This window comes from Curtobacterium sp. MCSS17_011 (assembly GCF_003224275.1).
Classification (GTDB): Bacteria; Actinomycetota; Actinomycetes; order Actinomycetales; family Microbacteriaceae; genus Curtobacterium.
On record NZ_QKLE01000062.1, the window covers coordinates 1 to 724 of the forward strand.

The 724-nt window shown below is 66.0% G+C and carries 1 protein-coding gene; it reads left to right on the forward strand.

The window, feature by feature from the left end; translation table 11 throughout:
* Nucleotides 1-717: IS30 family transposase (locus DEJ17_RS17460; protein WP_110895682.1), on the forward strand; the 717-nt coding region annotated here is incomplete at its 5' end.
* Nucleotides 718-724: the final 7 nt, after the last annotated feature.

Consider the following 724-nt stretch of genomic DNA (forward strand, 5'->3'; position numbering starts at 1 on the left):
CGGTCCTTCCCGAACCGGCCGGAGATGCACGTGTCGCACGAGACGATCTACCAGTCCCTGTTCGTCCAGGGCCGCGGCCACTTGCGCGCTGACCTCCACAAACACCTCCGCACCGGCCGCGCGATCCGCCGCCATCGGGGCGAGCCCAGGCGGGCGTCGTGGTCGAAGATCCGCGACATGGTCCTGATCAGTGAACGCCCCGCCGAAGCCAATGACCGGGCCGTTCCCGGTCACTGGGAAGGGGATCTGATCGTCGGCACGAACGCGCGCAGTGCCATCGGCACCCTCGTCGAGCGGACCACCCGGTACGTGATGCTGCTGCACCTGCCTGATGGGCACAGCGCCGACGCCGTCCGCGACGCGATGGTCCCCACCATTCAAACCCTCCCCGAGCATCTGCGTCGGTCGTTGACGTGGGATCAGGGCACGGAGCTTGCCCGGCACAAGGACATCACTCTCGCCACGGACCTCGCGATCTACTTCTGCGACCCCCACAAGCCGTGGCAGCGCGGCTCGAACGAGAACACCAACGGCCTGCTCCGGCAGTACTTCCCGAAATCCACCGACCTCACCATCCACAGCCCGGAACGACTCCTCGAAGTCGCTACGGAACTCAACGGCAGACCCCGCAAAACGCTCGGCCACCGCACCCCAGCAGAAGCATTCGAGCAGCTACTCTCGGACCCGAAACAACGACCCGTTGCAACGACCCCTTGAAACCGCC